At 68.5% G+C, this 26788-nt stretch carries 31 protein-coding genes and 1 pseudogene; 17 read left to right on the top strand and 15 right to left on the bottom strand.

Features of this window, described 5'->3' with window-relative positions; genetic code table 11:
• Nucleotides 1–176 precede the first annotated feature (176 nt).
• Entirely contained in the window at nucleotides 177–617 is a 441-nt protein-coding gene (locus OG285_RS37060; protein ID WP_331760271.1) for a VOC family protein, read from the bottom strand.
• 425 nt (nucleotides 618–1042) lie between these two features.
• Here OG285_RS37060 and OG285_RS37055 point away from each other — a divergent pair, with 425 nt between their 5' ends.
• The gene (locus tag OG285_RS37055; RefSeq protein ID WP_331760270.1) at nucleotides 1043–1861 is read left to right on the top strand and encodes an aminoglycoside phosphotransferase family protein; all 819 of its coding nucleotides are present in this window, start codon (nucleotides 1043–1045) and stop codon (nucleotides 1859–1861) included.
• Nucleotides 1862–2012: 151 nt separating this feature from the next.
• Here the strand turns inward: OG285_RS37055 and OG285_RS37050 are convergent, their stop codons facing one another.
• The gene (locus OG285_RS37050) at nucleotides 2013–2384 is read right to left on the bottom strand and encodes an antibiotic biosynthesis monooxygenase family protein (RefSeq protein ID WP_331760269.1); all 372 of its coding nucleotides are present in this window, start codon (nucleotides 2382–2384) and stop codon (nucleotides 2013–2015) included.
• Between the two features lie 340 nt (nucleotides 2385–2724).
• On the opposite strand from OG285_RS37050, the gene OG285_RS37045 reads away from it, so the two are divergent.
• Together OG285_RS37045 and OG285_RS37040 are read left to right on the top strand one after the other, a co-directional pair.
• Nucleotides 2725–3861 (top strand): DUF1611 domain-containing protein, encoded by a 1137-nt coding sequence (locus OG285_RS37045; protein WP_371793723.1) that lies wholly within the window; start codon nucleotides 2725–2727, stop codon nucleotides 3859–3861.
• 66 nt (nucleotides 3862–3927) lie between these two features.
• Nucleotides 3928–4776, top strand: coding sequence for an SMP-30/gluconolactonase/LRE family protein (locus tag OG285_RS37040; protein ID WP_331760266.1), 849 nt, complete (start codon nucleotides 3928–3930; stop codon nucleotides 4774–4776).
• Nucleotides 4777–4899: 123 nt separating this feature from the next.
• Here the strand turns inward: OG285_RS37040 and OG285_RS37035 are convergent, their stop codons facing one another.
• From OG285_RS37035 to OG285_RS37020, 4 genes are all read right to left on the bottom strand, one after another.
• A complete protein-coding gene (locus tag OG285_RS37035) occupies nucleotides 4900–6135 on the bottom strand; it encodes an MAB_1171c family putative transporter (protein WP_331760265.1) in 1236 nt (411 codons plus the stop codon).
• A complete protein-coding gene (locus OG285_RS37030) occupies nucleotides 6132–6722 on the bottom strand; it encodes a toxin (RefSeq protein ID WP_331760264.1) in 591 nt (196 codons plus the stop codon). The genes OG285_RS37035 and OG285_RS37030 overlap by 4 nt, the downstream gene beginning before the upstream one ends.
• An 8-nt stretch (nucleotides 6723–6730) precedes the next feature.
• Nucleotides 6731–7168 carry an XRE family transcriptional regulator gene (locus tag OG285_RS37025; protein ID WP_331760263.1) on the bottom strand — a complete coding sequence of 146 codons (438 nt, stop codon included), beginning with the start codon at nucleotides 7166–7168 and terminating at the stop codon, nucleotides 6731–6733.
• Nucleotides 7169–8291: 1123 nt separating this feature from the next.
• On the bottom strand, nucleotides 8292–8738 hold the full coding sequence (locus OG285_RS37020) for a DUF1772 domain-containing protein (RefSeq protein WP_331760262.1): 447 nt from the start codon (nucleotides 8736–8738) through the stop codon (nucleotides 8292–8294).
• Between the two features lie 90 nt (nucleotides 8739–8828).
• On the opposite strand from OG285_RS37020, the gene OG285_RS37015 reads away from it, so the two are divergent.
• The 3 genes from OG285_RS37015 (at nucleotide 8829) to OG285_RS37005 (ending at nucleotide 11077) form a co-directional block, all read left to right on the top strand.
• Nucleotides 8829–9407 (top strand): TetR/AcrR family transcriptional regulator, encoded by a 579-nt coding sequence (locus OG285_RS37015; protein ID WP_331760261.1) that lies wholly within the window; start codon nucleotides 8829–8831, stop codon nucleotides 9405–9407.
• A 231-nt stretch (nucleotides 9408–9638) separates the two neighbouring features.
• Entirely contained in the window at nucleotides 9639–10463 is an 825-nt protein-coding gene (locus tag OG285_RS37010) for an SDR family oxidoreductase (protein ID WP_331760260.1), read from the top strand.
• A gap of 296 nt (nucleotides 10464–10759) precedes the next feature.
• Complete coding sequence (locus OG285_RS37005; RefSeq protein WP_331760259.1) at nucleotides 10760–11077, top strand: hypothetical protein; 318 nt, start codon at nucleotides 10760–10762, stop codon at nucleotides 11075–11077.
• 33 nt (nucleotides 11078–11110) lie between these two features.
• On the opposite strand, the gene OG285_RS37000 is transcribed toward OG285_RS37005, so the two are convergent.
• Both OG285_RS37000 and OG285_RS36995 read right to left on the bottom strand, forming a co-directional pair.
• Complete coding sequence (locus OG285_RS37000) at nucleotides 11111–12103, bottom strand: NAD(P)/FAD-dependent oxidoreductase (RefSeq protein ID WP_371793722.1); 993 nt, start codon at nucleotides 12101–12103, stop codon at nucleotides 11111–11113.
• Between the two features lie 2 nt (nucleotides 12104–12105).
• Nucleotides 12106–12234 carry a hypothetical protein gene (locus tag OG285_RS36995; protein WP_331760257.1) on the bottom strand — a complete coding sequence of 43 codons (129 nt, stop codon included), beginning with the start codon at nucleotides 12232–12234 and terminating at the stop codon, nucleotides 12106–12108.
• Between the two features lie 279 nt (nucleotides 12235–12513).
• Between OG285_RS36995 and OG285_RS36990 the strand changes: the two genes are divergently transcribed.
• Both OG285_RS36990 and OG285_RS36985 read left to right on the top strand, forming a co-directional pair.
• Nucleotides 12514–13359 (top strand): DUF1684 domain-containing protein, encoded by an 846-nt coding sequence (locus OG285_RS36990; protein ID WP_331760256.1) that lies wholly within the window; start codon nucleotides 12514–12516, stop codon nucleotides 13357–13359.
• Nucleotides 13360–13398: 39 nt separating this feature from the next.
• Entirely contained in the window at nucleotides 13399–13803 is a 405-nt protein-coding gene (locus OG285_RS36985) for a nuclear transport factor 2 family protein (protein WP_331760255.1), read from the top strand.
• A gap of 414 nt (nucleotides 13804–14217) precedes the next feature.
• Here the strand turns inward: OG285_RS36985 and OG285_RS36980 are convergent, their stop codons facing one another.
• Both OG285_RS36980 and OG285_RS36975 read right to left on the bottom strand, forming a co-directional pair.
• Nucleotides 14218–14622 (bottom strand): rodlin, encoded by a 405-nt coding sequence (locus OG285_RS36980; RefSeq protein WP_331760254.1) that lies wholly within the window; start codon nucleotides 14620–14622, stop codon nucleotides 14218–14220.
• A gap of 1 nt (nucleotide 14623) precedes the next feature.
• Entirely contained in the window at nucleotides 14624–14773 is a 150-nt protein-coding gene (locus tag OG285_RS36975) for a hypothetical protein (protein ID WP_356830609.1), read from the bottom strand.
• Between the two features lie 647 nt (nucleotides 14774–15420).
• Here OG285_RS36975 and OG285_RS36970 point away from each other — a divergent pair.
• Complete coding sequence (locus tag OG285_RS36970; RefSeq protein WP_371793721.1) at nucleotides 15421–16122, top strand: DUF4232 domain-containing protein; 702 nt, start codon at nucleotides 15421–15423, stop codon at nucleotides 16120–16122.
• Between the two features lie 451 nt (nucleotides 16123–16573).
• On the opposite strand, the gene coaD is transcribed toward OG285_RS36970, so the two are convergent.
• Complete coding sequence (coaD, locus tag OG285_RS36965; protein WP_331760253.1) at nucleotides 16574–16993, bottom strand: pantetheine-phosphate adenylyltransferase; 420 nt, start codon at nucleotides 16991–16993, stop codon at nucleotides 16574–16576.
• Nucleotides 16994–17359: 366 nt separating this feature from the next.
• Nucleotides 17360–18325, bottom strand: a complete 966-nt coding sequence (locus OG285_RS36960) for an MFS transporter (protein ID WP_331760251.1) — start codon at nucleotides 18323–18325, stop codon at nucleotides 17360–17362.
• A gap of 513 nt (nucleotides 18326–18838) precedes the next feature.
• Here OG285_RS36960 and OG285_RS36955 point away from each other — a divergent pair.
• The 5 genes from OG285_RS36955 to OG285_RS36935 all read left to right on the top strand — a co-directional run bounded on the left by OG285_RS36955 (nucleotide 18839) and on the right by OG285_RS36935 (nucleotide 21956).
• Nucleotides 18839–19081, top strand: coding sequence for a helix-turn-helix transcriptional regulator (locus OG285_RS36955; RefSeq protein WP_331760250.1), 243 nt, complete (start codon nucleotides 18839–18841; stop codon nucleotides 19079–19081).
• Nucleotides 19082–19166: 85 nt separating this feature from the next.
• Entirely contained in the window at nucleotides 19167–19682 is a 516-nt protein-coding gene (locus tag OG285_RS36950) for a hypothetical protein (RefSeq protein WP_371793720.1), read from the top strand.
• Between the two features lie 406 nt (nucleotides 19683–20088).
• Entirely contained in the window at nucleotides 20089–20460 is a 372-nt protein-coding gene (locus OG285_RS36945) for a hypothetical protein (RefSeq protein WP_331760248.1), read from the top strand.
• A gap of 245 nt (nucleotides 20461–20705) precedes the next feature.
• Complete coding sequence (locus tag OG285_RS36940; RefSeq protein WP_331760247.1) at nucleotides 20706–21008, top strand: hypothetical protein; 303 nt, start codon at nucleotides 20706–20708, stop codon at nucleotides 21006–21008.
• Nucleotides 21009–21275: 267 nt separating this feature from the next.
• Complete coding sequence (locus tag OG285_RS36935) at nucleotides 21276–21956, top strand: XRE family transcriptional regulator (RefSeq protein WP_331760246.1); 681 nt, start codon at nucleotides 21276–21278, stop codon at nucleotides 21954–21956.
• A gap of 11 nt (nucleotides 21957–21967) precedes the next feature.
• On the opposite strand, the pseudogene OG285_RS36930 reads toward OG285_RS36935, so the two are convergent.
• Nucleotides 21968–22178, bottom strand: a pseudogene (locus tag OG285_RS36930) (transposase); the annotation flags it as partial.
• A 19-nt stretch (nucleotides 22179–22197) separates the two neighbouring features.
• Nucleotides 22198–23049 carry an alpha/beta hydrolase gene (locus OG285_RS36925; protein ID WP_331760245.1) on the bottom strand — a complete coding sequence of 284 codons (852 nt, stop codon included), beginning with the start codon at nucleotides 23047–23049 and terminating at the stop codon, nucleotides 22198–22200.
• Between the two features lie 112 nt (nucleotides 23050–23161).
• Here OG285_RS36925 and OG285_RS36920 point away from each other — a divergent pair, with 112 nt between their 5' ends.
• Both OG285_RS36920 and OG285_RS36915 read left to right on the top strand, forming a co-directional pair.
• Nucleotides 23162–23560 (top strand): winged helix-turn-helix transcriptional regulator, encoded by a 399-nt coding sequence (locus tag OG285_RS36920; RefSeq protein ID WP_371793719.1) that lies wholly within the window; start codon nucleotides 23162–23164, stop codon nucleotides 23558–23560.
• Nucleotides 23561–24094: 534 nt separating this feature from the next.
• Entirely contained in the window at nucleotides 24095–24442 is a 348-nt protein-coding gene (locus OG285_RS36915; RefSeq protein WP_331760242.1) for a cupin domain-containing protein, read from the top strand.
• A 169-nt stretch (nucleotides 24443–24611) separates the two neighbouring features.
• On the opposite strand, the gene OG285_RS36910 is transcribed toward OG285_RS36915, so the two are convergent.
• Nucleotides 24612–25067, bottom strand: a complete 456-nt coding sequence (locus OG285_RS36910) for an Rrf2 family transcriptional regulator (RefSeq protein WP_331760241.1) — start codon at nucleotides 25065–25067, stop codon at nucleotides 24612–24614.
• Nucleotides 25068–25314: 247 nt separating this feature from the next.
• On the opposite strand from OG285_RS36910, the gene OG285_RS36905 reads away from it, so the two are divergent.
• Nucleotides 25315–26724, top strand: a complete 1410-nt coding sequence (locus OG285_RS36905) for an MFS transporter (RefSeq protein ID WP_331760240.1) — start codon at nucleotides 25315–25317, stop codon at nucleotides 26722–26724.
• Nucleotides 26725–26788 lie beyond the last annotated feature (64 nt).

The following is a 26788-nucleotide window of genomic DNA, read 5'->3' as shown; positions in this document are numbered from 1 at the left end:
CGGAGCCCGTGGGGATCGGCGCGCTGAGCTGGGCCAAGCCCAGGAGCCACCACGTCCTGTGGTTCTCTCAGCGGGTTCCGTCGATGTGACCGGGGTCTGGTGCGTGCTCCTGCGGCGGAGCGGCAAGCCTTGGTCCTTGACGTCGCGATGATCGTTGCGGGCGTCAAGGATCAAGATCAACGCAGTTGCTCGGCCAGACCGACGATGATGCCCTCCGGGCCGCGGACGTAGCAGAGCAGGTAACTGTCCTCGAACCGGGCGATCTCGCCGACGAGTTCGGCGCCGTGAGGGCGCAGGCGGGCAACGGTGTCCTCGACGTCGTCGACGGCGAACATGACGCGGTGCGTGCCCAGAACGTTGTGCGGCCGGTTGCGCGGCCCGGTGCTGATCACCGCGGGGCTGCGGTACTTCGCCAGTTCGAGCCGGCCGTGGCCGTCCGGGGCCCGGACCATCGCGATGTCACAGCGGACGCCGTCGAGTCCGGTGCACTGGTCGGCGAAGGGGCCCTCGATCTCCGCCCTGCCTTCCAGCTCCATGCCGAGTTCCACGAAGAACGCGATGGCGGCCTCCATGTCCTCGACGACGATGCCGACGTTGTCCATCCGCTGAATCGCCATGCAGGTCTCTCCTTCTTTCTCGTGCGGCCGGTGGTGGCCGCTGGTGTCCCTGGGACGGAGCCGGTGGCACGTTCTCGGCATCCGCAGACCGCCGGACTCCGAAAAATCTGGATCGAGCCTCAGCACCGCTACAGCAGTCCCGCGAGCCGGGCGCCGGCATCGAGGGTGACTGCGGCGCAGGTGGCCGCTCCCATGAAGACGATAAGCCGCAGCGTGGCCGTCCCCGCTTTTCAATGTTTCCTCGACGGTTCGCAGCGTGCGCGCTTGAGCACTGCGCCTCCCCCTCTTCGCAGTGCCGGGTCACTCTTGGCGGGCGGAGCTCCCCGTGCGGCTCGCCCTCGCCGCACCCGCCCGGGTTCCGCCGCCCGGCGCCGGCACGAGTTGGGGGCCGCGCTGTCCCCCGGCGGGCCCGTAGCGTGATCGGCATGACGTCGGAGGAGGACGGGGCGGCACAGGGCGAAGCACTGCACGGCGGCCTGGCGAACGCGGGCGCGGTCTTCCGCCGCGGTTCCCTGGTGGAACGCCCGGCGCCGCCCACTGCGCGCGCCCTTCACGCCCACCTCCGCGCGCTCAAGGAGCACGGCTTCGACGCGGCTCCGACCCCGGTCCGGCTCACCACGGAAGGCCGCGAGCAGCTGACCTACGTCCCCGGCGATGTTGCCCTGCCGCCGCTTCCCCGCTGGGCGATGACGGAGACCGCTCTGCGTTCGGTGGGGAGCCTGCTGCGACGCCTGCACGACGCCGGCGCGGCCATCACCGTGGACACCCGCGCCGCGTGGCCCCAGGCTCTGGCCGACCCGGAGGGAGGAACGATGCTGTGCCACAACGACGTGTGCCCGGAAAATGTCGTCTTCCGCGACGGTCGGGCCACGGCCCTGATCGATTTCGACCTGGCGGCACCAGGACGACCACTGTGGGATGTCGCCATGGCCGCCCGCTACTGGGTCCCCATGCTCGATCCCGAGTCTGCGGCAGCCCTCCACCCGGCCGGGCTGGACGTCCCGAAGCGACTGCGACTCCTCGCCGACAGCTACGGCCTGTCCCGGCAGCAGCGCGCTGAACTGCCCGGAGTCATTGAACAGGCCACCGCGTCCTGCCGGGCCTTCGTCGCCGACCGCGTGGCCGGCGGTGACCCTGTCTACACACAGGTGCTGTCCCAGCGCGATGGTTGGCGACGGTGGGACCGCGTTCAGGAGTGGCTCGTGGCCCACCGCGAGGTGTTCATGACCACCCTGCTGGACTGACGAGGGTCTTGGCCTCCACTTCGAACTCGGCGGACGTGAACTGCCGCGGTGGACGAGAACGGGGACGACGAGCCCGTCGACCAGAGGTGATGACGGTGCCGTGCAGGGCGGAGTCGTCGCCAGGCACGGTCACGCCTCTACAGTCGCTGTGTCATACGTCGACCTGCTCGAAGATGTGCGGGTACGACACGATGTCGTCGGCGATCTCGGCAACCATGCGCTGGAATTCCGGGCTGCCGAACGCCGTGGTGAACGCCTCGGTCGACTCCCAGACCGCGACGTTCATCAGAAGCTGGCTGTCCGCCGTTCCCTTGTGCATCTGCGGGGAGACGAATCCCGGCTGGGCCCTGATGAACTCCGCCTGCCTCCGGAGGAGGGCAGGAACGCTTCGGTCCTCTCCTTCGGAACGAAGAAGGTGTTGGCCAGGACGATGGGTCCGGTCCTCTCCTTGAACTGCGCGACCATCGGCGTCATCGGGTCCAGGCTCCGCGACGTGGTCATCTTCGGTACGTCCTCTCGCCATCGGTTGTCCCACGGTACCGAGGCCCGCCCCCGGCGTACTGGATCCGGCGACGCTCACGACGCTCGTCTGTCCCGACGGATACTGCTTTCCGGGGACCGTTCCATCGTCCCGGCATGAGCGGGCCGTGGAGTCAGCCGCAGTTCCCGTTCCGATGGGGTACTTCGGTCAAACCACGCGAAGCTGTGTCAGACCCGTGGATGACACCGGACCCTGCGGGGCGCGGGCTCGCGGCCGGCGCGGGCGGAGGTGACATCCCGTCAATCCGCACGAGGGCCGCCCCGTATGTGCACTTGAGACCCTCCTCCGGCTTCTGCATGTCCGGCCGGTAGCCTCGGGTCCCATGCCCATGCTGTCGGAAGAATTCTCACGATTGCCCCTGCGGGCCGTGCTGTTCGCGGATGGCGTCCTCGCCCACCCCGAGGGCAAGACCGCGCAAGGGGTGCTGCGGCACAGCACGGTGCTGGAAACCGTCGCCGTGGTCGACCGCTTCCACGGGGCGCGGACCACGGCAAGTGCCGTGCCCGGAACGGACGTTCCGGTCGTGTCGAGCATCGACCGGGCGCTGGCCTACGCCCCGGACGTGTTCGTTGTCGCGATGACCGAGTCCGACCACGGAGACACGGCGGGCGGTGCTTTCCGACACGTACCGCTGCCACCCGGTGATCTGCCCGCCTTCTGGTGGGACCAGCTGCGCGCGGCGGCCGGGGCCGGTCTGCACATCGTGTCCTGCCTGCATCTCCAGCTCTCCGGCACAGGTCTGCGGGAGCTGATGGCGGACGGCCGTCGGATCGTCGACATCCGGCGCCCCTACCCTCATCTGCCCAAATACTCCGGCCGGTCTGACAGGACCCGGGCGTCCGTGGTGCACGTCGCGGGCAGCGACTGCGTCGTGGGCAAGCGCACGGCCGCCCTCGAACTCCAACGCGCGGCACAGGCCCGTGGTGTGAACACCGGTTATGTGGGCACCGGCCAGACCTGCCAGCTCGTCGGCTGCACGACGGGTGCGATCATCGATCGCGCCCCGGTGTTCCAGGCGGCCGGTCTGGTCGAGCACCTGGTTCAGGCCGCCGACCCGCGCCACGACCTGCTCATCACCAAGGGGCAGGCGTCCGTCCTCCATCCCGCCTTCGGAGGCCTGGCCACGTCGATACTCCAGGGCTCCCGGCCCGACGCCGTCGTCTTCGTACACGACCCGTCCCGCCGCACGCGCTATCACTGGGAACACCTCCCGGTGGCGGCCCCGGAGCGAGAGATCCCGCTGGTGGAGGAGCTTGGCGGGGCCCCCGTGATAGCCGTCGTAACGCGGGGCCGGGAGAACGTACGAGCTCTGGGCGGCCTCGGCCTCCCGGTCGTCGACGTCCTGGACGGCGGTGCCGACATCGTGATCGATGCTGTCGATGCCGCGCTGGCCGGGCGGTCCGGGTTCACGCGGCCGGCGGACCGGACAGCGCCGCCGCACTCCGGTCCGCGCCTCTGACCGACCCGGGCCTGGGGGCGATCCCCCTCTGTGTACTTCCACCATTGCGTCACGTAAGGAGCCCCCATGCCCACCCCTCAGGTCGCGCTGGCCGCGCGGGCGTCGTTCGCCGAGTGTCCCGCGTGGGACGCCGTGGACGGCACTCTGCTCTGGGTCGACATGAACGCCTGTGCGGTCCACCGCTTCGATCCCGCCCGGGGCCCCGTCGCGACGTGGACGTTCGACCAGCCTGTGGCCGCTGCGCGGCCCCGCGCGGGGGGCGGCCTCGTACTCAGCCTGCGCGACGGGATCGCCGTCACCGAGGCGGACGACACCTCCCTGCGGTGGCTGGTGGACTGGTCGGACCGCGGCATACGAGGGAACGACACCGGGATCGACGCGGCGGGACGGCTGTGGGCCGGCACCATCGCCGGCGAGTCCGCCCCGGGGTGGCTGTCCCGGGTCTCCCCGGACGGGACGCTGGACGTGGCGGCCGACGGCGTACGGCTGAGCAACGGCATTGGTTGGAGCCCGGACGGCACCCGGATGTACTTCGTGGACACGCTCACCCGTCGCATCGATGTCTTCGACTACGACACCGGGTCCGGGCGGGCCACGGGGCGGCGCGTGTTCGTCGAGGTCACTGATACGGCGGGGGCGCCGGACGGCCTGTGCGTGGACGCCGAAGGCGCGGTGTGGGTGGCCCTGTTCCGGGGCGGCGCGGTCCGTCGGTACACCCCCGGCGGACACCTCGACCAGGAGATCTCCTTCCCGGTGTCGCTCACCTCGTCCTGCGCGTTCGGCGGGCCCGGCCTGACCGATCTGTACGTCACCTCTGCGCGGCGCGACCTGGGCGACGTCGAGCCCCTCGCCGGAAATCTGTTCGTGGTCCCCGGCGCGGGCCAGGGCGTGCCGTCCGTGCCCTTCGCCGGCTGAGCGGCCGAACCCGGGTTTGGGCGCACCTTCCCGTCGGCTGAGCGGCCGGGTGTGGGCAGTCGGACCTTCCCTCCGGCTGGGCGGCCGGTCCCTGGCCTGAGCGGACCTTCCCGCGGGCTCCGGTCAGCCGTGGGCTCGGGCGTACGCGCGCGAGACCTCCGCCAGCCATGCCACGTCAGCGGAGAAGTCCTGGAAGCCCGCGTCCGGTGTCGGGTTCGTTCCATCGGGTACGCCGGCGGGCCGCGTGTCGGTCCGCGAGGACCGGGTCTCTGCTTCCTCGGAGGAAGCGGTCTTCCCGGCGCGACCGGCCGCCAGGGCCGTCGCGATCCAGGCGGCCTCCCGTTCCACGTGCCGCCCGTCGCGGAGACCTTCTGCCGTTTTGGCGGTGCCCTCCAGCGCCAGATAGCCGTCCCTGATCTCGATCACCCTGCGGTGCAGGTAGAAGCGCAGATCGCGCACGGCGGCGATGTCGTGGGCGAAAGGAGGCTGAAGCAGGATGCGCGGGTAAGCGCGGTGCAGCGCGCACCACAGGGGCCGCAGTCTGCGGTAGTCGCGATAAGCGCGACACCAGGCGAGGGCGGCCGAGACGCGCGCGCCCCACAAGGGGGCCGTCCAGCCGAGGATGTTGAGGACCATGCCCACCGTCAGGGCGCTCCGGGAGACCACCGCCCACTGCGCGGAGTCCCAGCCGTACGAGGCAAGGAAGACATCCGCGAAACGGCCCAGCGGATAGAGGAGCTCGACGGCGGCGCCGGCGGCCGCGGTCCGCAGGCCGCGCCGCAACCAGATGCCCTCGTGCTGCTGTCCGTACAGCCCGTTCTGGCGTACGTACAGCTCGCTCTGCCGGGCGAAGGCCCAGCAGGCGCGTCCCACCAGAGCTTTCCCGGTGGCCAGCGTGGCGAGATAGACGACCTGGTACGCGACGAAGAACGGCTGGTCGGCCGGGCGGTACCCGGGCAGGTCGATGAACGAGTTGTGCGGGGAGCCCTGGAGGGTGGCGCAGAGAAACAGAACGGCCATCACCGTCGGCACACCGGCCAGGACGAGCATGCGGCGCAGGGCCACCGCCCGGGCCCGGGCGACCGGGTGCGTCCAATGGACGAGCAGCACCTGCTGACAGGCCAGTGTGGCAATCATCCACATCTGGACCGAGACGTTGTACCAGGTGACCGTGCCGAAGAGGGTGCCCGTCCAGCGCTTGGGCACCGAGAGCAGCAGATACATCGCCTGGCTCCCGAAGGCGGCGCACAGGGCGATGACCGCCGGGTCGCGGCGGTAGCCGCGCAGCAGCGGCATCAGCGTGCACGCGAAGGCGACCCAGCAGGCCAACGAGCCGACGAGGTACCAGGGGTTGGTCATGTCTCGTCCCGTCGTCGCCAGTCGAGCGAATTCTGTATGCGGCCCAGGGTGCTGTCAGGGGCGGGGGCCCGCCCTGCGGAGGCGTCTGTGGCCCGCAGCCGAGTGCCGATCAGGAAGGCCATGACCTCGGCCTCTTGCTCCTGCACGTCCGAGTAGTGCTCCCGGTACAGCAGGTCCCGTACGAGACCGGGGTCGAGATCGGGGAAGAGCAGGGTCGCGGCATCGCCGGACGCGGTGGCGTGTGCCGGGTCCGCGGTGCGGTGTCCGCAGATCAGGTGGGCCAGTTCGTGGGCGATGATGTGCTCTTGGTGGTGGCGACTCGTCTGCACTTCGTACACGACGTAGTCCGCGCCCGGCAGGGAAAGCACGATGCCGCACGGGCCCGTCGCGTCCATGTGCATCGGCACGAGGTGGATGGTCCTGCCGCGTGCCCTGCCCAGGTGCTCGCAGAGCAGTCGCAGGTCGTACGAGCCCGGCAGCGCCAGGCTCTCCAGGCGCCGCCGGCAGCCGCGGCGCAGGGCTCCGATGGTGCGTCGCTGGTTCGGTATGCCGCCGTCCCCGTCGCGGCTTCGCCAAGGGTGGAACACCGGGTCCCCTACTCCTCGTCGTCGGGCGGCTCGTGGTGCCGGGGATCGTCGGCGGGCCGTGAGGCGTGCAGGATGCTGACCTCGTGGATGATGCGGGCCAGGGATTTGCGGCCTGCGTCATCCAGACTCATCGCGCGCAGGGCGATGTCGCGAACGTCCGCGTTACGCATGGCGGTGGCCACCGCCAGCTGGGAGTCGACGCGTTCGGTGGTGTCGTCGTCGAAGAAGTAGGCGACCGGGACCCGGAAGAAGGCGGCAAGAGCCTCCAAGTGACGCTTCGTCGGGTTGTCCCGCTGTCCGGTGCGCAGCTGCCAGGCGTACGTCTTGGAGAAGGTGCCGCCCGTCAACTCGCTGCAGCCGCGCGCCACTTCTTCGTACGTGTACTCCCGACCCTTCTTGCGTACCGTCGTGAAGAGTGTGTCGAGTCTTTCGGACAATGTCGGCATCCGCGTCTCCCTCATCGGTGCCGGTCGGTGCCGGGCGTCGCGTGGCTGTTCATCTTAGTTGACAGCGAATTGAGGCCTATCTAGGGTCTCATGGCGTCAGCGGAAAAAAACGGAAACTGGTCCTCCGTCAGCCAATGTGGCCGGACGTGTTTCGGCACGGCCCGATCCCTGGCCCCGGAGATCAGACCGTTGGTCGCCGCGTGGGTCCGACCACGGGCACGGGGGTGTCGTGGTCGGACCCACGCGGCGTTCGGAAGCTGTTGGAGACCTGGGATGACGGTGGGGTGGAGTGTGCCGGCTGATCAACGGACCATGGGCTGGACGAAGCCGAAGGTCCGCGAACCGGAGGCCGCCGGCCGATGGACCTGGCTGGTCATCGCGGCACACGCCCAGGTCAAAGCCTCTCCGGCCGAGCGGCAACGGCATCGATCCCAGAGGCGCGCAGCTTGCGAGCCAGGAACTCCATCTCAGGCATCGTGCCTGAGTGCCTTCCTGCCACGACCTCGCTCAGCACGGACCTGACGTCGGCCAGACCAATCCCGAGTTCTGCCCGCAGAACGCGCATGATCGCAGCGTTCCTTGCCGAGGGATCTACCTGCAGGTGCGCCGGCCCACACTCGGTGAGCAGCCGGCTCCGCAGTGCGGCTGGCAGGTCATCACCGCACGAAGCCATCGCGAACCCGCAGGCTGGGCACCTGGACTCCGTGTCCCAGCGCAAGGAGCCGGCTACAAGAGCTTGGACACCCCAGCACTCCGTCTCCGCACCACAGTCCTGGCACCCAGCCGAGTACCTGATGGACTCAACGACCGTCTGCTCCATCTCAATCCCTTCAGGGAGATGAGGTTAACGACAAGCTCAGGGCCTGTCCGGCGGATCGTGCAGGACGTGCTCGCACAAGGCGGCAGTGGTCGCGTGCTTGCTGATCAGCCACCTGCGGTGGGTCGAGCATGACTGGGTGCAAGTGATGTTCCTCGGGGCGGAGCCCGAAGGGCCTCTCGTGGAGGCGACCGACGACGACCCCGACCCCGGGATGCGGACAGCGGTCGAAAGCCATCGAGGCGGGCGGGGCGAAAGCCGTCGAGACAACAGGGCGGACCAGCGCATGTCGGGGCGGCTTCGGTGTCAGGCGAGGGCGGCGACGAGCAGGGCGAAGGCGGCGATGAGGATGGCGACGCGGACGTAGTGGAGGCGGTCCCAGCGGTTCATCTGCTGCTTCCAGTCGGCGGGCCGGTTGTCGGGGGTCCATGTCTTGCCCCGGTTGTTGATCGGGACGAGGAGCAGGATCGACATGATCACGGTGAGGATCAGCAGCGCGCCGGCCGTGACGACGGGGCCGGTGCCGTGGTGGTGCCATCCGGCGACGGCCCAGACCGCGACGAGGATGAGCGAGGTGATGTACCAGACCGGCATCACGGCGCCGAGCATCCGGCCCCCGTGGGCGCGGCCGAGTTGGCCGCTGTCCTCGGGGAGCGCGTTGAAGATCGGGTTCATGACGAAGGCGACGGAGAACTCCACCCCGACCATCACGCCGACGACCACGGTGGTGATGACCTCAAGTGCGTTGAGCATGATGCCCCTCCTGGTATCTAGCAACGCTAGGTGATGAGGCAACGCTAGTACTGCTCCCGCTCGATTGTCTAGCGGTGCTAGGGTCGAATCATGTCGGTACAGGAACGCAAGCAGCGCGAGCGGGCGGAGCGCGAGCGCCTCATCGTGGCGACAGCCCGCGAACTCGCTGAGCAGCAGGGCTGGGACGCGGTCACCACCCGCCGGCTCGCCGAGCGCATCGAGTACAGCCAGCCCGTCCTCTACAGCCACTTCCGCGGCAAGCGGGAGATCATCGGCGCCGTCGCCCTGGAAGGGGCCACCGAGATGGCCGTGGCGGTGCGGGCCGCGACCGCCGGCGCGAACAGCCCGCGCGAGCGGGTCGCGGCCCTCGCCCGTGCCTACCTCGGCTTCGCCGCACGCAACCCGGCGGTCTACGACGCCTTGTTCCAGCTCGACGGCGGCCTGGCCTTCGCGGACGAGGGCACCCCCGAACCTCTCAAGGACGCCTTCGCCGCGCTGCTGGAGAGCCTGGGTGAGGTCGCCGGGGGCGGAGTCGACCCCGGGCTGTTCACCGAGGTGTTCTGGGCGGCCCTGCACGGGCTGGCGACCCTGACCCGGGCGGGACGGCTGCCGCCGGAGTACGTCGAGCCGAGGGTGGAGCTGCTGGTGGACCGGCTCACCGGGGTCTGACACACCATCCGAACCCGCGGGCAGCCGCTCCGCCGACCTGCGTCCCCTTGGACGCCGATCCCTCGGCAGCGCCGCGTAACGGCCCCGCTGGGCAGTCGCTCCTCGTGACAGTGAAAGCCGCCTCCGGGAGTACTGAAATTGACATCGAGTCCACTCGAAGGTGTTGGCTGGTGGGAGAAACACCGCAACGTGCTGACCGTACGTATGACGAGTTTCCTTGAGGAGCACACCATGACGCAGAAGATCTGGTTCATCACCGGTGCCTCACGCGGCTTCGGCAGGGAGTGGGCCATCGCCGCCCTCGAACGTGGCGATTCGGTGGCCGCGACCGCGCGCGATCTCTCCACGCTGGGTGACCTTCGCGAGAAGTACGGAGAACGGCTGCTGCCCCTGCGCCTCGACGTGACGGACCGTGACGCCGACTTCGCCGCCGTGCAGCAGGCGCACGAGCGGTTCGGGCGCCTCGACGTGGTGGTCAACAACGCCGGTTACGGCCACTTCGGCATGGTCGAGGAACTCACCGAGGCCGAGGCGCGCGCGCAACTGGAGACCAACCTGTTCGGCGCCCTGTGGATCACGCAGGCGGCGCTGCCGTTCCTGCGTGAGCAGGGCAGCGGCCACATTCTCCAGGTCTCCTCCATCGGAGGCATCAGCGCCTTCCCGCTGGTCGGGATCTACCACGCGTCGAAGTGGGCCCTCGAAGGCATGAGCCAGGCGCTGGCCCAGGAAGTGGCGCCGTTCGGCGTCAAGGTCACGCTGATCGAGCCCGGTGGGTTCGCCACCGACTGGGCGGGTTCCTCGTCGAGCACGTCCGAGCCGTTGCCCGCGTACGCCGACTTCCACAAGGAGGTGCAGGAGCAGCGCCGCAAGCGCGTCGGCACGCCGGGCGATCCGACCGCGTCCGCCGCGGCCGTGCTGGAGATCGTCGACGCCGACGAGCCGCCGCTGCGCTGCTTCTTCGGTTCGGCGCCGCTGGGCTTGGCCAAGGCCGACTACGAGCAGCGTCTCGCGGGGTGGGAGAAGTGGCAGCCCGTGGCGGAGCTGGCGCAGGGCTGAGGAGCCGGGGCGGGAGACCCGGCGTACGGAGCGGGCAGCCGTACGCGGAGCCGCCTCCGTACGCGAAGAAGGGGGCCGGCCGGAGCGGATCCGGTCGGCCCCCTTCCGGATGGCACTGTGTGATCAGGAGTGGTGGGACCCAGGTGGTATCTGGGACGTCGTTCTGTAGCAAGGGACCTGTCAGCGCCACGCCCCGGGAGTCGCCCGAACTTGTCACACTCCCGCTTACGCAACCAACGTCGACGCTGCGGCGTCCAACTCTGTGACGGACGGCTACCGATCATCCAGGAGAGCACGTGGCGAAGAAGGACCGGAAGACGGACGCGGAGGAGAAGAGCCGCGAAAAGTGGATGGCGCGTTTCCAGGTGCGGCTGGCCATGCAGCCGGGGGTGGACCGTGCGGTCGTGCTCCAGGCGGTCAAGGAGGTCACGACGCACTGCGCCGATACGGGAGAACACCCGCAGACCGCCTTCGGCGAAGCGGACGCCTACGCCGTGCAGGCGGGCGAGCGGCTGGTGCCGGCGGACCGGGCGGCGCGCGCGAGACGGCACAACGCCATGGTGGACAGCCTCGACTCCGTAGTGAAGCGGGCCAGGGAAGTCACCGGTCTATGAACGGTTGAAGCACCTTCCGCCAGGGGGCGGGGTTCACAGCCCCTGGCTCTCCACCCGCCCCCGGCCTTCTTGCGCGCGCCGCAGCGCGGCAACGGCGATGCCTGTGTCCTCCGCCACCAGATCAGCGTTGATCGCGGCTGCACTCACGTTGCCGGCCGCCGCCGCACCGACGACCTGAGCGGTCAGGTCGGTGACATTGCCGGCCACCCACACGCCCGGCACCGCAGTGCGGCCGGTCGCATCGGCCTCGATGTGCTCGCCGGCTCCCATCGGGTGCTCGACCGGGTCGAGGCCGAGGCTCAACAGCACCTTCCCGGCACGCATCCGTGGACTCAACGCCACCGCCATGACCTCGACCACCCGGCCGGAAGCCAGCCGAATCCCGGTCAGCCGGTCCTTGTCCACCTCGACAGCGGCCACCGCGCCCTCCACGACGTCGATGCCGCGCGCAGTGAGTTGTTCGCGCTGATCACCGGTCACCTCGACGCGGTCGGCGGGGAACAGGGTGATGCGTGTGGTCCACTGCCGGAAGAGCAGTGCTTGGTGCACCGACAACGGCCCCGTCCCCAGCACCCCCAGAGGCTGGTCGCGGATCTCCCACCCGTGGCAGTAGGGGCAGTGCAGAACATCGCGTCCCCACCTCTCGGCGAGACCGGGCACCTCAGGCAGCTCGTCGGCCAGCCCCGTGGCCACCAGCAGCCGCCGGGCACGGTAGCGGTTGCCTGCCTCCGTCGTGACCTCGAACAGGCCGTCGACGCGCTCGGCCGAGACCACACGACCGGGCATCACGCTGCCGCCGTAGCGCGTCACCTCCTCCTGGCCACGAGCGACGAGATCGCGAGGCGGCATGCCGTCGCGCGAGAGGAACCCATGCACGCCGGAGGCAGGCGCGTTGCGCGGCTCCCCCGAGTCGATCACCATCACGGAGCGGCGTGCCCGGGCCAGGGTCAGTGCCCCGGACAGACCGGCGGCACCACCGCCGATGACGATCACTTCCACGGACTGGTTTGTATTCATATCAGGCATGTTCACTCGCCCTGGCCGATGAGGCAAAGGAACTTGCCGAATCGGCATATCCGCCCCAGCGGAACGGCGGCGAGCAGCAGACTCGCCCGCAGCGCGTCCGGGACCCCGTCCCCGCGCGGCAGGGGTTCCACGTGGTTTCAGCCTCACTGGTTCGGTGGCTGCCTGGTCGACGACGTAGTACTTCTCTTCGTACTCAATGGGGACGAAGTAGCCGTGGCACTCCCGTTCTCCGCAAGTTCCCGGGCCAGTTGTTTGCCTTAAGAGCAAGAAGCTTTGCTGTGTCCTCAGGGCGAGCGCACCATCCAAACCATCGGCACGACCGGTCGGCCGTCGAACCGGCCGGGGTTCCCGGCCGGCGGTAAGTCCTGACGGCGGTCGCGGGTGGCCGGCCCCATACAGAGGAGAACACTGTGTCCAGCGGTTGCTTCGATGGCGACGACGCGTTGACCGGGTACGACAGGTGGCGTCGGAGCCGGTGGGAGGAGATGGCGGGCCCGGAGGGGAAGGCGGGCCGCATCGCCTATCGCCTGATCACGGAACCGGGTCAGGAATTCCCCGAGGTTCCGGGGCGGTGGACGTCCACCGGCTTCTCGGGGAGCCTGACGCTGACCGCAACCCGTGCGGAGGGCGTGTTCGTCGATGACCAGGCCGTCGACGGCGCGGTGGAACTGACCAGCGCCGGCCGCCTGTCCTTCCCCGACGGGCGGCGCGGCACCATCGAGGAGCTGGGTGGAGCCCATGTCCTGGTCGTGTGGGATCCGGCCGCGCCCACCCTCGTCGGCCTGCGCGGGATCGACGCGTGGCCGTGGGACCCGGCCTGGACTGTCGAGGCGGAGTACCGTCCGGCGGATGCCGGACGCCTCCTGGAAGTGACCCGGCTGACCAGCCCGAGTATGCGGGACTCCTTCCCGGCCCCGGGTGACTTCGTCTTCGAGCTGCGAGGCGAGCGGCACACGCTCCAGGCGTTCGGTGTGGGTGGCGACACCTTGTTGATCACGTTCACCGACGGCACCAGCGACAAGGACACGCCCGGCATGGGCCGTTGGCTGATCCTGCCCCGGCCGAAGGACGCCACGGGCACGGCCCGTATCGACTTCAACCGGGCCGTTGTCCCCCACCACATGTTCTCCCCGGCCTTCCCCTGCCCCCTGCCGCCCCGGGAGAACCACCTCCTCCTACGCATCGAAGCGGGGGAACGCGCCCCCGTCTTCGAAGAGAACGCGGCCGCCGGCACCGTGACCGGCCCCGCCGTCTGACATCCGCCGCAACCGGCGCACCCCGAAAGGAAAAAGACGATGACAACCGACCAGGACCTTCGCGCAGCAGCGGTGCACTACCTCCGGCAGTGGGAGGTACGGGACTACGCCACGATGCGATCCCTGTGCACCGAGGCCGCCAGCGTGTGGCACAACGACGGAAGCGGCGACCAGCCGATCGACGAGAACATGGAACTGCTGAAGCAGTTGGCCGCCGACGTCGAGACACTTCGGTACGAGACCGTGCGGCAGTTCCAGGACGGCGACGAAGTGCTCCAGCAGCAAGTACTCCACCTGACCATGACCGACGGGTCCCGCAGTGACGTACATGCGGCGATGTACTTCCGGTTCGACGGTGGCCTCATCGACCGCATCGAGGAATACTTCAACGTCGTACCGCTCGACGAATCCCTGCCGTCGTCCGGTTCGCCCGAACAGCGCTGATCGCGTCCGCTCCCGCAGGGCGGTACGACGGCGAGGGTGTCTCGCCGTCCTGGATTCTCAACTACGGGGTGTGCGGGGGTGCCTCACGGTCGACAGGGACCCGGCTGATCCGTTCTTCGGCAGGTCCGTTCTTCGGCAGGTCCGTTCTTCGGCAGGTCCGGGCCGGTGTCCTGAGCGAACAGCGGATGCGGGTCCGGGCTTCCGGGCTCGTGGATGACGGTCTTCCGCGAGGTGCGGACCGGGAGCCGTTCTCAACTTCACCCCAACGGGCCGGGGCGACAGCACACGCTGCGCCAGCGTGGGGCTCTCAGGCCATGACTGCGGCCCGCCCGTCGACGTGATCTCCTTCAGGATGCTTTCCGGGCGAAGGGTGATTCGTGGTGGGCGGGCCGCTGACAAGCTCGGTACGAACGGTCAGCCGTTGCCGACGCCGTTGCCGGAGAGCACCGGGATCTGGTCGAGGATGTGGGACAGAGGCTCGTCGCCCTTGGCCTGGGTGGAGTTCTCGGTGCACTGCTGGTTCTGCGGGGACGACAGGACGGGGACGTCCTGGATCGCGACCGGTACGAGACCGACGAGGGAGCCCACGTTGGCCTTGACGGGCACGCCGGCGCACAGCTTGTTCAGGGAGCCCTGGACGAGGGTCAGCTGCGGGCTCTGGGCACCGTTGGTGGCCGAGTTACCGAAGGCCTGCTCGGAGCCGTTGCCGCTCAGGGATGTGGTGCCACCGTCGTTGCCGATGGCGGCTGCGTTACCGGCGGCGCCGGCGATGGCCGCGGCGGCAAGGGCTGCGGCGGTAAGGGCGGTACGGGCGCGCATGTCACTCCAGTGAAATGGTGATGGAACAGGAACGCGCACCAGTAGACGCAGCGATCAGGCAGATCTGGATCAATTCACCTGATCGTCGGAGTGTCGTCCGCCGGAGGTTGTCGAGCTTCTCGCCGAGGCCGCCGGCCTGCGGATCGGCCACGCCCGGTCGACGCTCCTCCACGCCCGGGTCCGGGCGGCTGACGACGTCCCCGGCGCGGTGACGGCCCCTCGCCGAGGCCGAGGCCACGGCGCTGCTCGCCGGACTGGGCTGCGCCGCACGGGAGTAGCCCTTGCGGTTGGGCCGGGCCGAGAGGCGGGGCGCCTGCCTCGCGTGCGGCGGCGAGGTCCCGTACGGACTGGTACGTACCGTCGATCCCAGCCGTTTGCAGCTCTTCCCGCCTGTCTTCCCGCTTGCCCTTTGCGTGCCCTTCGCGCCGGTGAGGAGCACGTGGCAGCCGGAGACACGCAGGAGCAGGAGATACGCAGGAGGCAGTCGGGCCAAGGCTGTTGATGGTGGACGAGTACGCGAAGACGAAGCGGCCCTCATCCGGCTCGCTCTGATTCGGCAGGTGGGCAACGGTTGTCTCCGTAGCCGCGGGGACGATGGGGTTCAAGATCACGAATCTGACGGAATCCTCAATCCTCTTCCCGGGCGAGGCGAAGACCGACGCCGAGGCCGCCCGCCGTCATCCCTGAGGTCAATACGCCTGTGACAGAACGAGGACGTCGCGGAGGACGGCCTGTAACCCGGCGCGAGATAGAAATACGTCAGTCCACATGCACCGCGCTCGTTCTTGGGGGAATCCCGTGAAGTACACCCGCATCACTGCTCTCGCCGCCATCAGCCTCGCCGCCACCCTCTCGCTCACCGCCTGCGGCAACGGCAACGACGGCTCCGGGAAGGACTCGTCCTCCCAGGGCTCCTCGTCCTCGACTTCCTCGTCCTCGGACGGCAGCGCGAAGTCGGAGAGCGGCTCGGGCTCGTCCTCCTCATCCTCTTCGTCCTCGGACGGCAGCTCGAAGTCGGAGGGTGGCTCGGGTTCCGGTGAGGACACCGAGGCCCGCGCCGGCGCTGCGAACGGCGCGACGACGACCGGCGGCAAGGTCACGTTCTGCAAGACGGAGGATCTGGCCATCGACGCCAGGGACGCCTCGCCCGACGAGAAGACCGGCACGATAGACATCACCATGATCAACCGGGGTTCGACCACCTGCTCGGCGACGGGCTTCGCCGGCGTCGACATCAAGGACACCGACCACACCTCGGAACCCATCTCGCGCGGCCACGCCCAGCCGCGTATCACCACCCTGAAGCCCGGCGATGCCGCTGTCTTCAACCTCTCCTACACCATCGACACCAGCGGCAACAGCGTCGCGCACCCGACCAACATCCAGGTGACGCCCCCGAACGAGACCCACACCGTGAACCTGCCGTGGCCTGCGGGCGCGGGGGAGATCAAGGGCGGCTACACCGAGGTCGAGGTCTACCCCACGCACACGACCAACTAGAGGTGGAGCAGGCGGGAACGCCTGCTCCACCTTGCCCCGTTCTCCACCTTGCCCGGTTCTTCGCCGTGTTCGTGGTCCCCGGGGCGGGAGACGGCGCCCGGGCTGACTGCACGCCCAGTGTCGCCAGCCGTGTCCTCTCGTTCGGCGGGGAGTTGCGCCCAGGCGCCCCGGTCGCTTCTGCCTCTCCAGCCACCGCCCGATGTCATCGCCGTCCATCAGCACGCCGGGTGGGATGTCGGACAGGCTGCCGTCGGTGTCGGCCAGGCTCGCGACGACGCGGTAGTGGCGCTGCCGGTCCAGCGGTCAGGGGCAGTTCCCATCCGGGTCGATCGGCGCCAGATGCTCCGCCCGCTCCGCCGCTCGCTCCGTGTCCCTTCCGGGGCCGCTCTTCCGGCGAAGGTTCACCGGATGCTGGCTGACCGGGACGATTGCCGCGCCTTCGCTGCCGTCCTCAGCTGCGGTCCTGTTGGCTCATCGCGGTGACGAGGCTGGAGGAGATGTGGGCCAGGGCGGGGTCTGCAGCGATGAAGAACGTTTCGACTCCGGCCAGTTCGTGGTTCATGCGGGCCATCGGCATTTCGTAGTCCAGGTCGTGAACGTCGCGAACTCCGCGGATGACGACGTCGATTCCGACTCGGCCGCAGTAGTCGACCAGCAGGCCGCCGGTGTGGGAGTCGACCGTGACGTTGCTCAGGTCAGTTGCTGCCGTGCGGAGCCGGTCCAGCCGTTCGGTGATGGGGAAGCGGCCGGTCTTGTGCGCATTGAACATCACGCAGACGACGACCTCGTCGAACAGGAGGGCGGCGCGGCGGAGAACGTCCTGGTGCCCTTGAGTGACCGGGTCGAAGGATCCTGGGAAGAGGGCTCGCATGACCGGAGAGAATAACAAGCGTCCGCCCCGGTAGTGCAGTGCCGGGGCAGCGAGACCGCCGGCCGCTGACCGCGGCTGACATCGAGGTGAAGGTTACGGGCAGGGCCAACCGCCGTGGCCCTCGTCGGCCGCACCGAACCGGCCGTAGTCAACGTCCTGGTCGGCAAAGACCGGTCCGGCCCAGGACCTCGCCGCATCATCGTTGACCCGGGTGGCGGCTGCCCGGGAGTTGTTGAGCGGGACTGCATCACCGGCCGCCAATCCGGACGGCCCATCCGTGGGCCCGCGGATCGGTTGCGCAGGGCTTCGCCGTTGCTGATTGCTGACCGGCACTCCCGAGGAGTCGGCGTCGGCCGGGCTCCACCGTCAGTGAACGATCTTGTTGCGGCGAGCGGTGACCGGGAGGCCGATGAGGAGCAGGAGTCCGGCCGCCGCGGCGTAGGCGAGGTGGTGACCGGGCAGCGACAGCGTGGCGTGGCCCGCTGAGCCCAGGGGCTGAGCGATGCCGGCGAGGACAGTGGGGCCGATGCCGCTGCCGATCTGCAAGGCGGTGGTCGTGAGGGCCGAGGCGGTCCCGTGAGTCTGGTCGGGCACGTCGCGCAGGCCCGTGGCGGTGATGGCGGGGAAGAAAGCCAGGCCCTGCCCGATGCCGGTGACGATCAGGCCGACCAGGACGACGCCCAGGTAGGGGCTGTGTGCCCCGGCTGTGCACCACAGCAGCACGCCGCCGGCGGTGAGCAGGAGGCCCGATGCCAGGAGCGGGCGGGGTCCCCGGGTTTTCATCAGGCGCCCGGAGAGGAGGGCCGCGGCGGCGACGGCCAGGCTGACGGGAAGGATCGCGAGGCCCGATGAGGCCGGGGACATGCCGCGTACCTGCTGGAGGTAGAGCGGCAGCAGGAACAGTGAGCCCGTGACGCAGAAGTAGAACGCGCTCGCCACCACCGCTGCGGTCCGCAGGCCGCGCACCTTCAGCAGGCTCCGGTCCAGCAGAACGGCGTCCCCGCTGTGGCGACGGCCACGGCGCCACCACAGGTATCCGCTGGCCACGGCGGCCGCGATGAGAACACTCGCGGTCAGGCCCCCTCCACGGCGGGATGCCATGTCCGCGCTCAGAACGATCAAAATGATGGCTGTGACCAGTGCTCCGGCCCCGGTCAAGTCCAGACGGCGACTGTGGCGTTGTGTCCCCAGGGGCAGGCACCGAACCGCCGCAAGGGCGATGATCACGGCTGCCAGGGCTTGCAGGGCGAACACCCAGCGCCAGCCGAAGGCATTGGTGACCACGCCGCCGAGGACCAGGCCGGCGCCGCAGCCGGTCCGCCATCGCTCCACCGCACAGCAGCAGACCCGCGAACGCGAGCGCGTACCCGGTCACCGCCCAGGACAGGTTCTGCGCCGACGTGCCGAACTGCGCGCCCACCGAGGGCAGGGCGCTGTTGAGTACGGCGACCCCGCCCGCGTCCAGGCTCGCCGCCGCGCTCTGCACCGTCAGGGGCAGGTAGCGGCCAAGTGCTGGTCCAGCGGGTGCCGGGGCTTCGGGACAGGTACGTGTTTCGGTGGCGGCGGACGCCGGTGGGGACGAGGGGGTCGAGAGCGTTTCACCAGGGTGCGCAGGCATGTGCGGGCTCCAAGGGAAAGCGGCGCGGACGTGCCGAAACGGAAGGAATCCGGCCCGTCAGTCACCGGGCCGCCCGTGTCGTGGGCGCCATCTGCGGCCATTCTGGTCTCGGCCGCGAACAAGCACGAGACACCGCTGAGGGCAGGTCCCGCCGGGGGTGGCCCTGCCGGGGCCCCCTTCGCCTCGGGCGGGCCGATACCTGGTCAGGGCGGGCTGATACTTGGTTCATGGCACCGTCCGCAGCTCTGCCTCAGCTGGCCCACTTCCTGCGCTCCCGACGGGCCCGGCTGACCCTGGAAGCCGTCGGCCTGCCCCGGACGAGTACCCGCCGGCTCAGCGGACTGCGCAGGGCCGAGGTCGCCGCGCTGGCCGGCATCAGCCCCGAGTACTACACCCGCCTCGAACAGGGCCGCCAGCACCACCCCTCGTCCGAGGGTCCTGGACGCGCTCGCCAGCGCGCTCCAGCTTGACGATGACGCCCGCCGGCACCTGCACCACCTCGGTGTCGGCAACCCCGTGCACCAGACCGATCCGGTTGTGGTCACGGCCCCGGTCGTGCCGGAAACAACCTTGCAACTGCTCAAGTCACTGACCGTCCGGCCCGCACACGTGGTCAGCCCGATGCGCGACATCCTGGCCTGGAACGACGCAGAGACCTGGCTCCTCTTCGACTTCTCCGACCTTCCGGCCGAGCACAGGAACTTCGCCTGGTTCGTCTTCTGCGATCCCCGCGCACCCCTGCTCCTCACGGACTGGGAGAAGGTGGCACGCAGCAACGTGCACCGGCTCCGGCATGCAGTGGCGGCCGATCCGCTCAACGCACGAGGCCGCCGGCTCGTGGCCGAACTCACCGCGCAGAGCAGCCGGTTCGCAACGATCTGGGAGGAGCACGACGTACGGGGGCCAGCCGCCGGAAGCCATGGCTTCCTCCATCCTCAGGCGGGCCGGATCGACCTGGACTACACCGCCCACGTCATCCCCGGCGTTCATATGCTCGAACTCGTGGTCCTGACCGCCGACGAAGGCGCCCTCACCCACACGGCACTGAAACAGGCCGCGTCCGAGCGCTGAGAACCTTTGCGTGGCCGCTGGGCAGGACCCTCGGACCACTCACGGCTCGGGAGGACCGGCCCCAGCAGCCGGACGGCCGCGGCAGGGCAGAGGTGCTCGCGCCCACCTCAATGACCTTTTAGCCTGGTGCAGCGCGCCGCCAAGTCCTTCGACAGACCGCCCTTTCACCTCGGGTTCCGGGACGACCACGCTCATCGTCATGGTCCCTCTCACCTTCAGCCCCGGGCGGTGGCGCCTGGCCTGCACGAGGCGCGACGAATGGACCAACGTCGCGGATACCCGGGATCAGTTCTCATCCTTGGAGCCCTCGACGGGCGTCCCGGTCGCTCATTCGAGATCGCCATGGCGTAACCTCAGTGGGTTCCAGAGAGGGATGGACCGCCAACTCGGCGCAGGCGGAGGGTAAATGACTACTCAACAGGCGGCGTTGGATCAAATTACCTCACTCCACACCCGGCTCGATTTCGGCGACAACGCGCCTGACCTGGCAGGAGAAGAGCTTGCCCGGTGTTACCCGGAGCAGGTCCAAGTGCTGCGGGTGGCGGGGATGTTGGATGCGGCATGGCTTCTTGCGCCCCGCACCCCGCCGATACCGCCCAAGGCCGAGCACCAGGTCGTCAATCCGAAGGCCTTGCCCGAGAGGGGGGGTGACATGGCATCGCCGGAAAAAGATTTTTGGTGCGAAAGGTATATGGACGAAATCATGGACAAGGCGGTCTCATTCCACTCAAGGATGAGCGGAGGATCCGCAGCGGCGCAGCGTATGACGACCAATTGATTCTACGTTTAACTTCTGCGGACCTTATTGGTCCGTCACCGCGCTGCGTGGCACCTGCCGGGAAATCTGACAAATTTCAGGAGTCAACTATCTCTGAGTGGAGGCGGCTGCGTAGGTCACTCAAGAGCCAAAGGCGTGCGACAGGTGGCCGATTGTCGTCGGCGTCTTCATCTCGGCTGGCCGTGTCAGATACCTTCAAAAGGACGAATACTCGGCCGTCGATTCAGCAGGGGAGTCGCACGTCAATGGACGAGATGAGTGAGAGATTCCGCGAAATTGTCTACGCGCAGACACCCGAACGCGACCGCTCGCTGATCTCTTTCATCAGGGCCCGACTTGCCGAGACCCTGCCCGTTGAAGAAGGCGAATATCGCCTTCTCGTCGGCGTCAATTCGATACTGGAGGAGTTCGAGACGATGGTGGGCGCCGCCAACGTGACAGGTACTGGCTTGGAGCGCTACAAGGATGCGCTTGGCCGATCCCTTCGGTTACTGGCCCACAGTCGGTATGGCGAGCATGATGAGTTTCGGACCGACTTCCTCCCGTAGCTCGATCCATAGCTCGATTGTTCAGGCGACTGGATGTACGAAAACTGGACCCGAAGAAATTCGGCATCGCTCGATCGAAAACGGCGTATGGCTGGACGGTGCGATGCGATGCGGTGCGGTGTGACTGCTGAGTGTCGGGAGAAATCCATGGATTTGAAAAGTTTGTTGAGCGAGCGGCGGCGCCACGTCACGAGGGAGGATGTCGGGCTCCCTCCGCGGGTGCCGGGACGTCAGGGGCCGAGAACACCGGGGCTCACTCAGACGGATATGGATCTGCTGACGACCCGGGCAGACGGGACGTACCGGAAATTCGAGAACGGCAAGTCGCGTACAAGGGACGCCGACTACCTCCGGCGTATCGGTCAGATTCTCAAGCTCAGTGAGGGTGAGTACACGCAGCTGTATTTGCTCACCTTTCGGCACGCGCCCGCACGGCCGTTGAATCCGCAGGCCGGCATGACAGTGCCCGACGTCTGGCGGCGGGTCGTCGATGGTCAGCGCGATATGGCGTACGTCACCAACGTGCAGTGGGATTTGCTCTACTGTAACGATGCATTTCGGGCCCTCTTCGCACGAGGCGAGCCGCCGGAGAACACCATGCGGTGGATGATGCTCTCCGAGGAAGCCCGGAGGGTCAACTTGACTGATTGGGCCACTCGCTGGGCCCCATTCGTGCTGCCCCAGCTCAGGGCGGCATACATTGCCTACCCGGACAACGCGGTCATCAGGCAGCTGCACGAAGACGTCCTCGCGGACGACGCGACCGGTCCCATTTACCGGCAGAAAACTGAGCCCTACATCCAGCCGGACGGTGACCGACGGCCCTTGAATCACGCGCTGTTCGGCCCTGGAATGACAACGATTGCTGGCGCGGAACCTCTGGGTTCACGGGGATCCCGGCTGATCATTCTGCCGTGGGATCCGGCAACGCCGGAGAGCGCATCATAGTGGGAGGGTTGGCGCGTCCGCGGTGGGGGAGTTCGGGCTTGGACTGGCTTCAGCCCGCGACTGTCGTGGACGTTCCCGGCCGAGATTCCGACACGGAGAGGCAGAGGCCGTTCGCATGGGACAAGACGTGCGTCTTGGAGCCGGGCCTACCTCGGTCCACGAGGCTCGGACCTGCAAGGTCGCCCTCCTCTCTTTAGCGCGGACATGGGCGGCGTCGAGGACTGAGCAGGGGCTGCCCCGGTTATGCTGCGATCGCGTCCTCACCGGCCAGGAACGGTTTCAGCAGCGTGAGCAGGGCGTGCGGTCGGTGCAGTGGAATGATGTGGCCACAGTCCTCGATGACGTGTGCGGTGAGGTCATCGGTGACGGGGCGGAGTTGGCGTTCCAGTGCGGTGCCGACAGGGTGGGCGCCCACCGCCATGGTTGGCACGGTCAGGCGGGCGGTGGTGACGGCCTGCGAGATCTGCAGCGCGCTTTCGGGCAGAGCCCGGTAGTAGGAGAACGCGCGGCTCAACGCGTGGCTGCCCGTGTATGCGTGGACGAAGGCGTCCCGGATGGCGGGGGATACTCCGTCGCCGAGTGTGCCGTTGTGGAGGAACCAGTCGATGTAGGCGGCCTCGTTGCCTTCCAGCACGGTCTCGGCGAGGCCGGGTGCGGCGGTATGGAAGCCGAACCACCACGGCTGCCCGCCGGCGAGGAAGTCCTCGGCGCCGGGCAGCCCGCCCAGCACGGACTCCATGACAGCCAGGCGTCGGACGAGACCGGGGTGGCGCAGGGCGAGGAGGAAGGCTGCCGGGGTACCGGCGTCGATACCCACCACGGCGGCGGAAGACACGCCGAGCTCGGTGAGAAGCGTCGTGGCGTCCTCGGCCAGGGTGGCGGCGTCATATCCGGAGGCGGCCGGGCTGCTCGCGCCGAATCCGCGCAGGTCCGGCGCGATGACGCGGTAGCGGTCGGACAGGTCGGCCATGATGTCCTTCCATAGCTCCCACGTGTGCGGAAAGCCGTGCAGCAGCAGGACGGCCGGGCCGGATCCGGCGAGGGCGACGTTGAGTTCGACACCGTTGACAGCGACTCGTCGCAGTTCGGGCATGGGGGACTCCAGGGGTGGTGAGGAATGGTGACAGGGTCACGCTAGGGAACTAGCCTGGTCCTTCCAAGACCGCACTTTCCCGACAGGTGGTGAGCCCGGGGTGACCACGTCCATGCCCGCCGGACCCGGTCGGCGGTCCGGTGAGTGCGGTGATCTGCTGGACCCGGGTTGCCCGACCCGCCAGTTGCTCGACCGTATCGGCACCAAGTGGACGTCAATGGTGGTCAAGGTGTTGGCCGAGGCGGATCCCGGAGAACTCCGGTTCGCGGAGCTTCGACGTCGCGTTCCGGGCATCTCGCAGAAGATGCTGTCTGTCACGCTGCAGAGTCTGGTCCGTGACGGCCTGGTCGGGCGACGTGTGGAAGCCACAGTGCCGCCCGCCGTCCACTATCGACTCACCGAGCTCGGTCTGTCTCTCGAAAGGCCGCTCTCCGCCCTGCGGGTCTGGGCCGAGACACACATGCCGGAGATCGAGCGCAGTAACCGGCTCGCCGAGGCGCGACAGACTTGACAGGAAGAGCGACGGGACGGTCGCTTCGTACCGGGCCGCCAGCTTGTCGTAGCGCACGGCGACCGCGCGGTGCCTCTTGAGGCGGATGATCCCGCACTCGACCGCGCGGTGATCCCACTGCTCCGCGGGCCGATTCGGCCGCCGTACAAACCCGAGAGCGTGTACGGCGTGTACGGATGAAGCACGTGGTGTGCGCGGCCGCCACATCCCCCGGCGCAGCCACGCACACTCACGTGATCGGCTCCGGCTCCCGGTTGTGACCAGCACATCCGGATGGCCGGCATCCGATGCTGATGATGATGGCTGAGCGGATCCAGCTATTCAACGGGACAAAAATTCCCGGTAATTAAGACCCCGCTCACACGGGTGAAATGGCGGGACATTGTGGCCCTCAATGCGCTCATACGCCTTCCTGCGGACCTCCTGCGCCTCTCCCTGCGGCCTCCACCTCTGGACGCCTCCGGACTCCGGCTGCTGTCGGCTGCACCCGCCTCCGAGACAACCGCCTGTCCGGGCTTGTGTTGAGCGTTGTGATTGGTCTCGCGCTCACGGGGGGAGGGACGTTGCCGATCGTGCGCCTGCTGGGCGAACGTCTCCAGGACGCCGCTGTCCGCCCAGCCCGACAAACTCTCGCAGTTCAGCGAGTTGTGGTCGCAGAAGAACGTGGCGGTGCTCAACGCCTACGAGGTCAAGCTCGCCAAACTGAAGGGGGAGTTCGTCCGGCACACCCACGAGGATACCGCTGAATTGATCATGGTCATCAGCGGGCGGCCCACCCTCCAGCTCAGGGATGGCGATGTGGTGTTGGAACCCGGCGAGCTGTTCGTGGTTCCCCGCGGGGTCGAACACTGCCCCGTGGCAGTCGAGGAGACCGAGCCCTGAGGGGCGTCCGCCCCGGCGGATGCCCTTCTCGCCGTGGACGCGGGCGCGTTCGGGTCGTCGGGCGCCCGGGCGGGGCCGGGCGACACCAATCCGGTGATCGTTTCCGGTCGGAGCCCCAGGGCATGTCCTCAATGGTGATTGCAGACCCGACGTATTGACGGGACAAGCCTCAGGTGCCGAGCCGGCCTCGCGCCGCGGCGGGGAGTCGGGCGACGAGGTCGGCGATCGTGGTCGCGCTGAGTGAAGAGCGCCATGCCTCCTTCGCCTCGTCCATGGCGATGGCGACGCCGCAGCGTTCGAGGCAGTGCTCCGGCGGGAGTGCGGCGGTACCGCGCTGCCGGATCTCCTGGCAGACGAACTGTGGACCGCCCCCCTCGACGGCCTCCACGACGTCCAGCACGGTGATCTGCTCGGGCGGGCGCGTCAGTCGAAACCCGCCGTTGGGTCCCGTCATGGCGTACAGCAGGCCGGCGCTGACCATCGCTTTGAGATGCTTGGCGAGATACGCCTCGGAGAGGGCGTAGCGCTCGGCCAGCGTCCGGCGCGACACCGACACCCCTGGTGCCGTCTGCGCCAGCGCGACCGCACAGTGCACGCCCCATTCGACTCCCTGCGACAGCTTCATATCTCTATCCTAGACATAAGAGATAGTGGACATAGTTTGCTCATGATAGGGTCAATCCTCGATTGGGCTCGACCGGTGCGATGCGGTCAAGTCCGTTACATAGTCGATGAGATGGGATCTCATGCCCGCCGACAGTGCTGCCGCGCCCAGTGGTGCGAGTTCGACTGCTGACGCGTCGTCGCCCGGCGCGCCGTCGACCAGCGGATCGTTAGATGGCGCGTCCACTCCGCCCCTGAGGACCGGGCGCATGCTTGCCGTGTTGCTCGTCGCGGTCTTCATGGCCCAGTTCGACTTCTTTGTCGCCAATGTTGCGGCGCCGTCGTTGTCGGTGAGCCTGCACGCGGGGCGGGCCGCTCTGGAACTGATCGTCGGTGGGTACGCCTTCGCGTACGCGAGCGGCATGATCACAGGCGGTCGGCTCGGCGATCTGTTCGGCCATCGCCGGATGTTCGTCGCGGGCATGCTCGGTTTCGCCGTCGCCTCGGTGTTGTGCGGTGCGGCCGCCGATCCGACCCAACTCGTCGTGTTCCGGCTGCTCCAGGGGTTGGCGGGCGCCGCGATGGTGCCCCAGGTGCTGGCCACGGTCACCGCCGTGTTCCCCGCCGCCTCGCGACCGGCCGCCATCGCCTGGTACAGCGCGGCGGCGGGCATCGGATCCATCGCCGGACAGGTGCTCGGCGGGATGCTGCTCCAGGCGGACGTGTTCGGGCTCGGATGGCGTGCCATCTTCCTCGTCAACGGCCCCATTGGAGTGGTCGCCGCACTTGTCGCGCTGCGTGTACTGCCGGGGCGCGCTGCCGACGCCCCGACGTCTGCCCGCAGGAGTGCGACCGATCCTCTTGGCGCGCTCGGCGTGGCAGGCTCGCTGGCATTGCTCGTGATCCCGTTGACGCTCGGGCGCGACCAGCACTGGCCGCTCTGGACCTGGATCTGCATGATCGCCGCGGTTCCGGTCGGCTTCGCGACCGTGCTCTGGCAGCAACGGCTGTCGGGCCGAGGCGGTACGCCGACCCTGCAACTCTCGCTCTTCAGCAGCCCGCCGTTCCGGACCGGCCTGCTCGCCGGTGCGGCGTTCTACCTCTACTTCGGCAGCTTCATGTTCACTCTCACGCTGCTGCTCCAGACGGGCCTGGGCCACAGCCCGGTGGAGGCCGGACTGATCTTCGCGCCGATGGGTGTGCTGTTCGGTGTGTCGTCCATGGTGGGTAAACAGCTCATCGCCCGCCATGGACTGAAAGTGGTCCTGCTCGGCACGGTGCTGATCGGTGCCGGTCTCGCACTGCTCGCCGCGGCGCTCGTTGTGTCATCGGGGCATGTCGCGCTGCCCGTTGTCGTGGTGGCCCTCTCGATCGTCGGCACCGGCAACGGCATTGTGCTGCCCGCTCTCAACGGTGCGACTCTCGCCCTGGTACGCCCGCATCAGGCCGGTTCCGCGTCGGGTGTGCTGGCGACCACGCAACAGTTCGCGTCGGCGATGGGTGTCGCCGTGATCGGCACGTTCTTCTACACCGTGCTGGGATCCCGTCACGGAGCCGATGGCTACGCCGGCGCGATGGTGGCGACAGCGCTGGTCGCGATCGGGCTGACGATCGCGACCGCCGCCACGGTCCAGCAGCTGTCACGCCTGTCGCGCCGGCCTGCCGCAGCCGCGGAATGACTCGCCGGGGGGGCGGGCCCGCGTGGGGAATCTCCGTGCGTGTCCGCAGTCACCCTTCGGCCTG

It is taken from the genome of Streptomyces sp. NBC_01471, from assembly GCF_041438865.1.
GTDB lineage: Bacteria > Actinomycetota > Actinomycetes > Streptomycetales > Streptomycetaceae > Streptomyces.
This window is presented reverse-complemented; position numbering and strand designations above follow the sequence as displayed.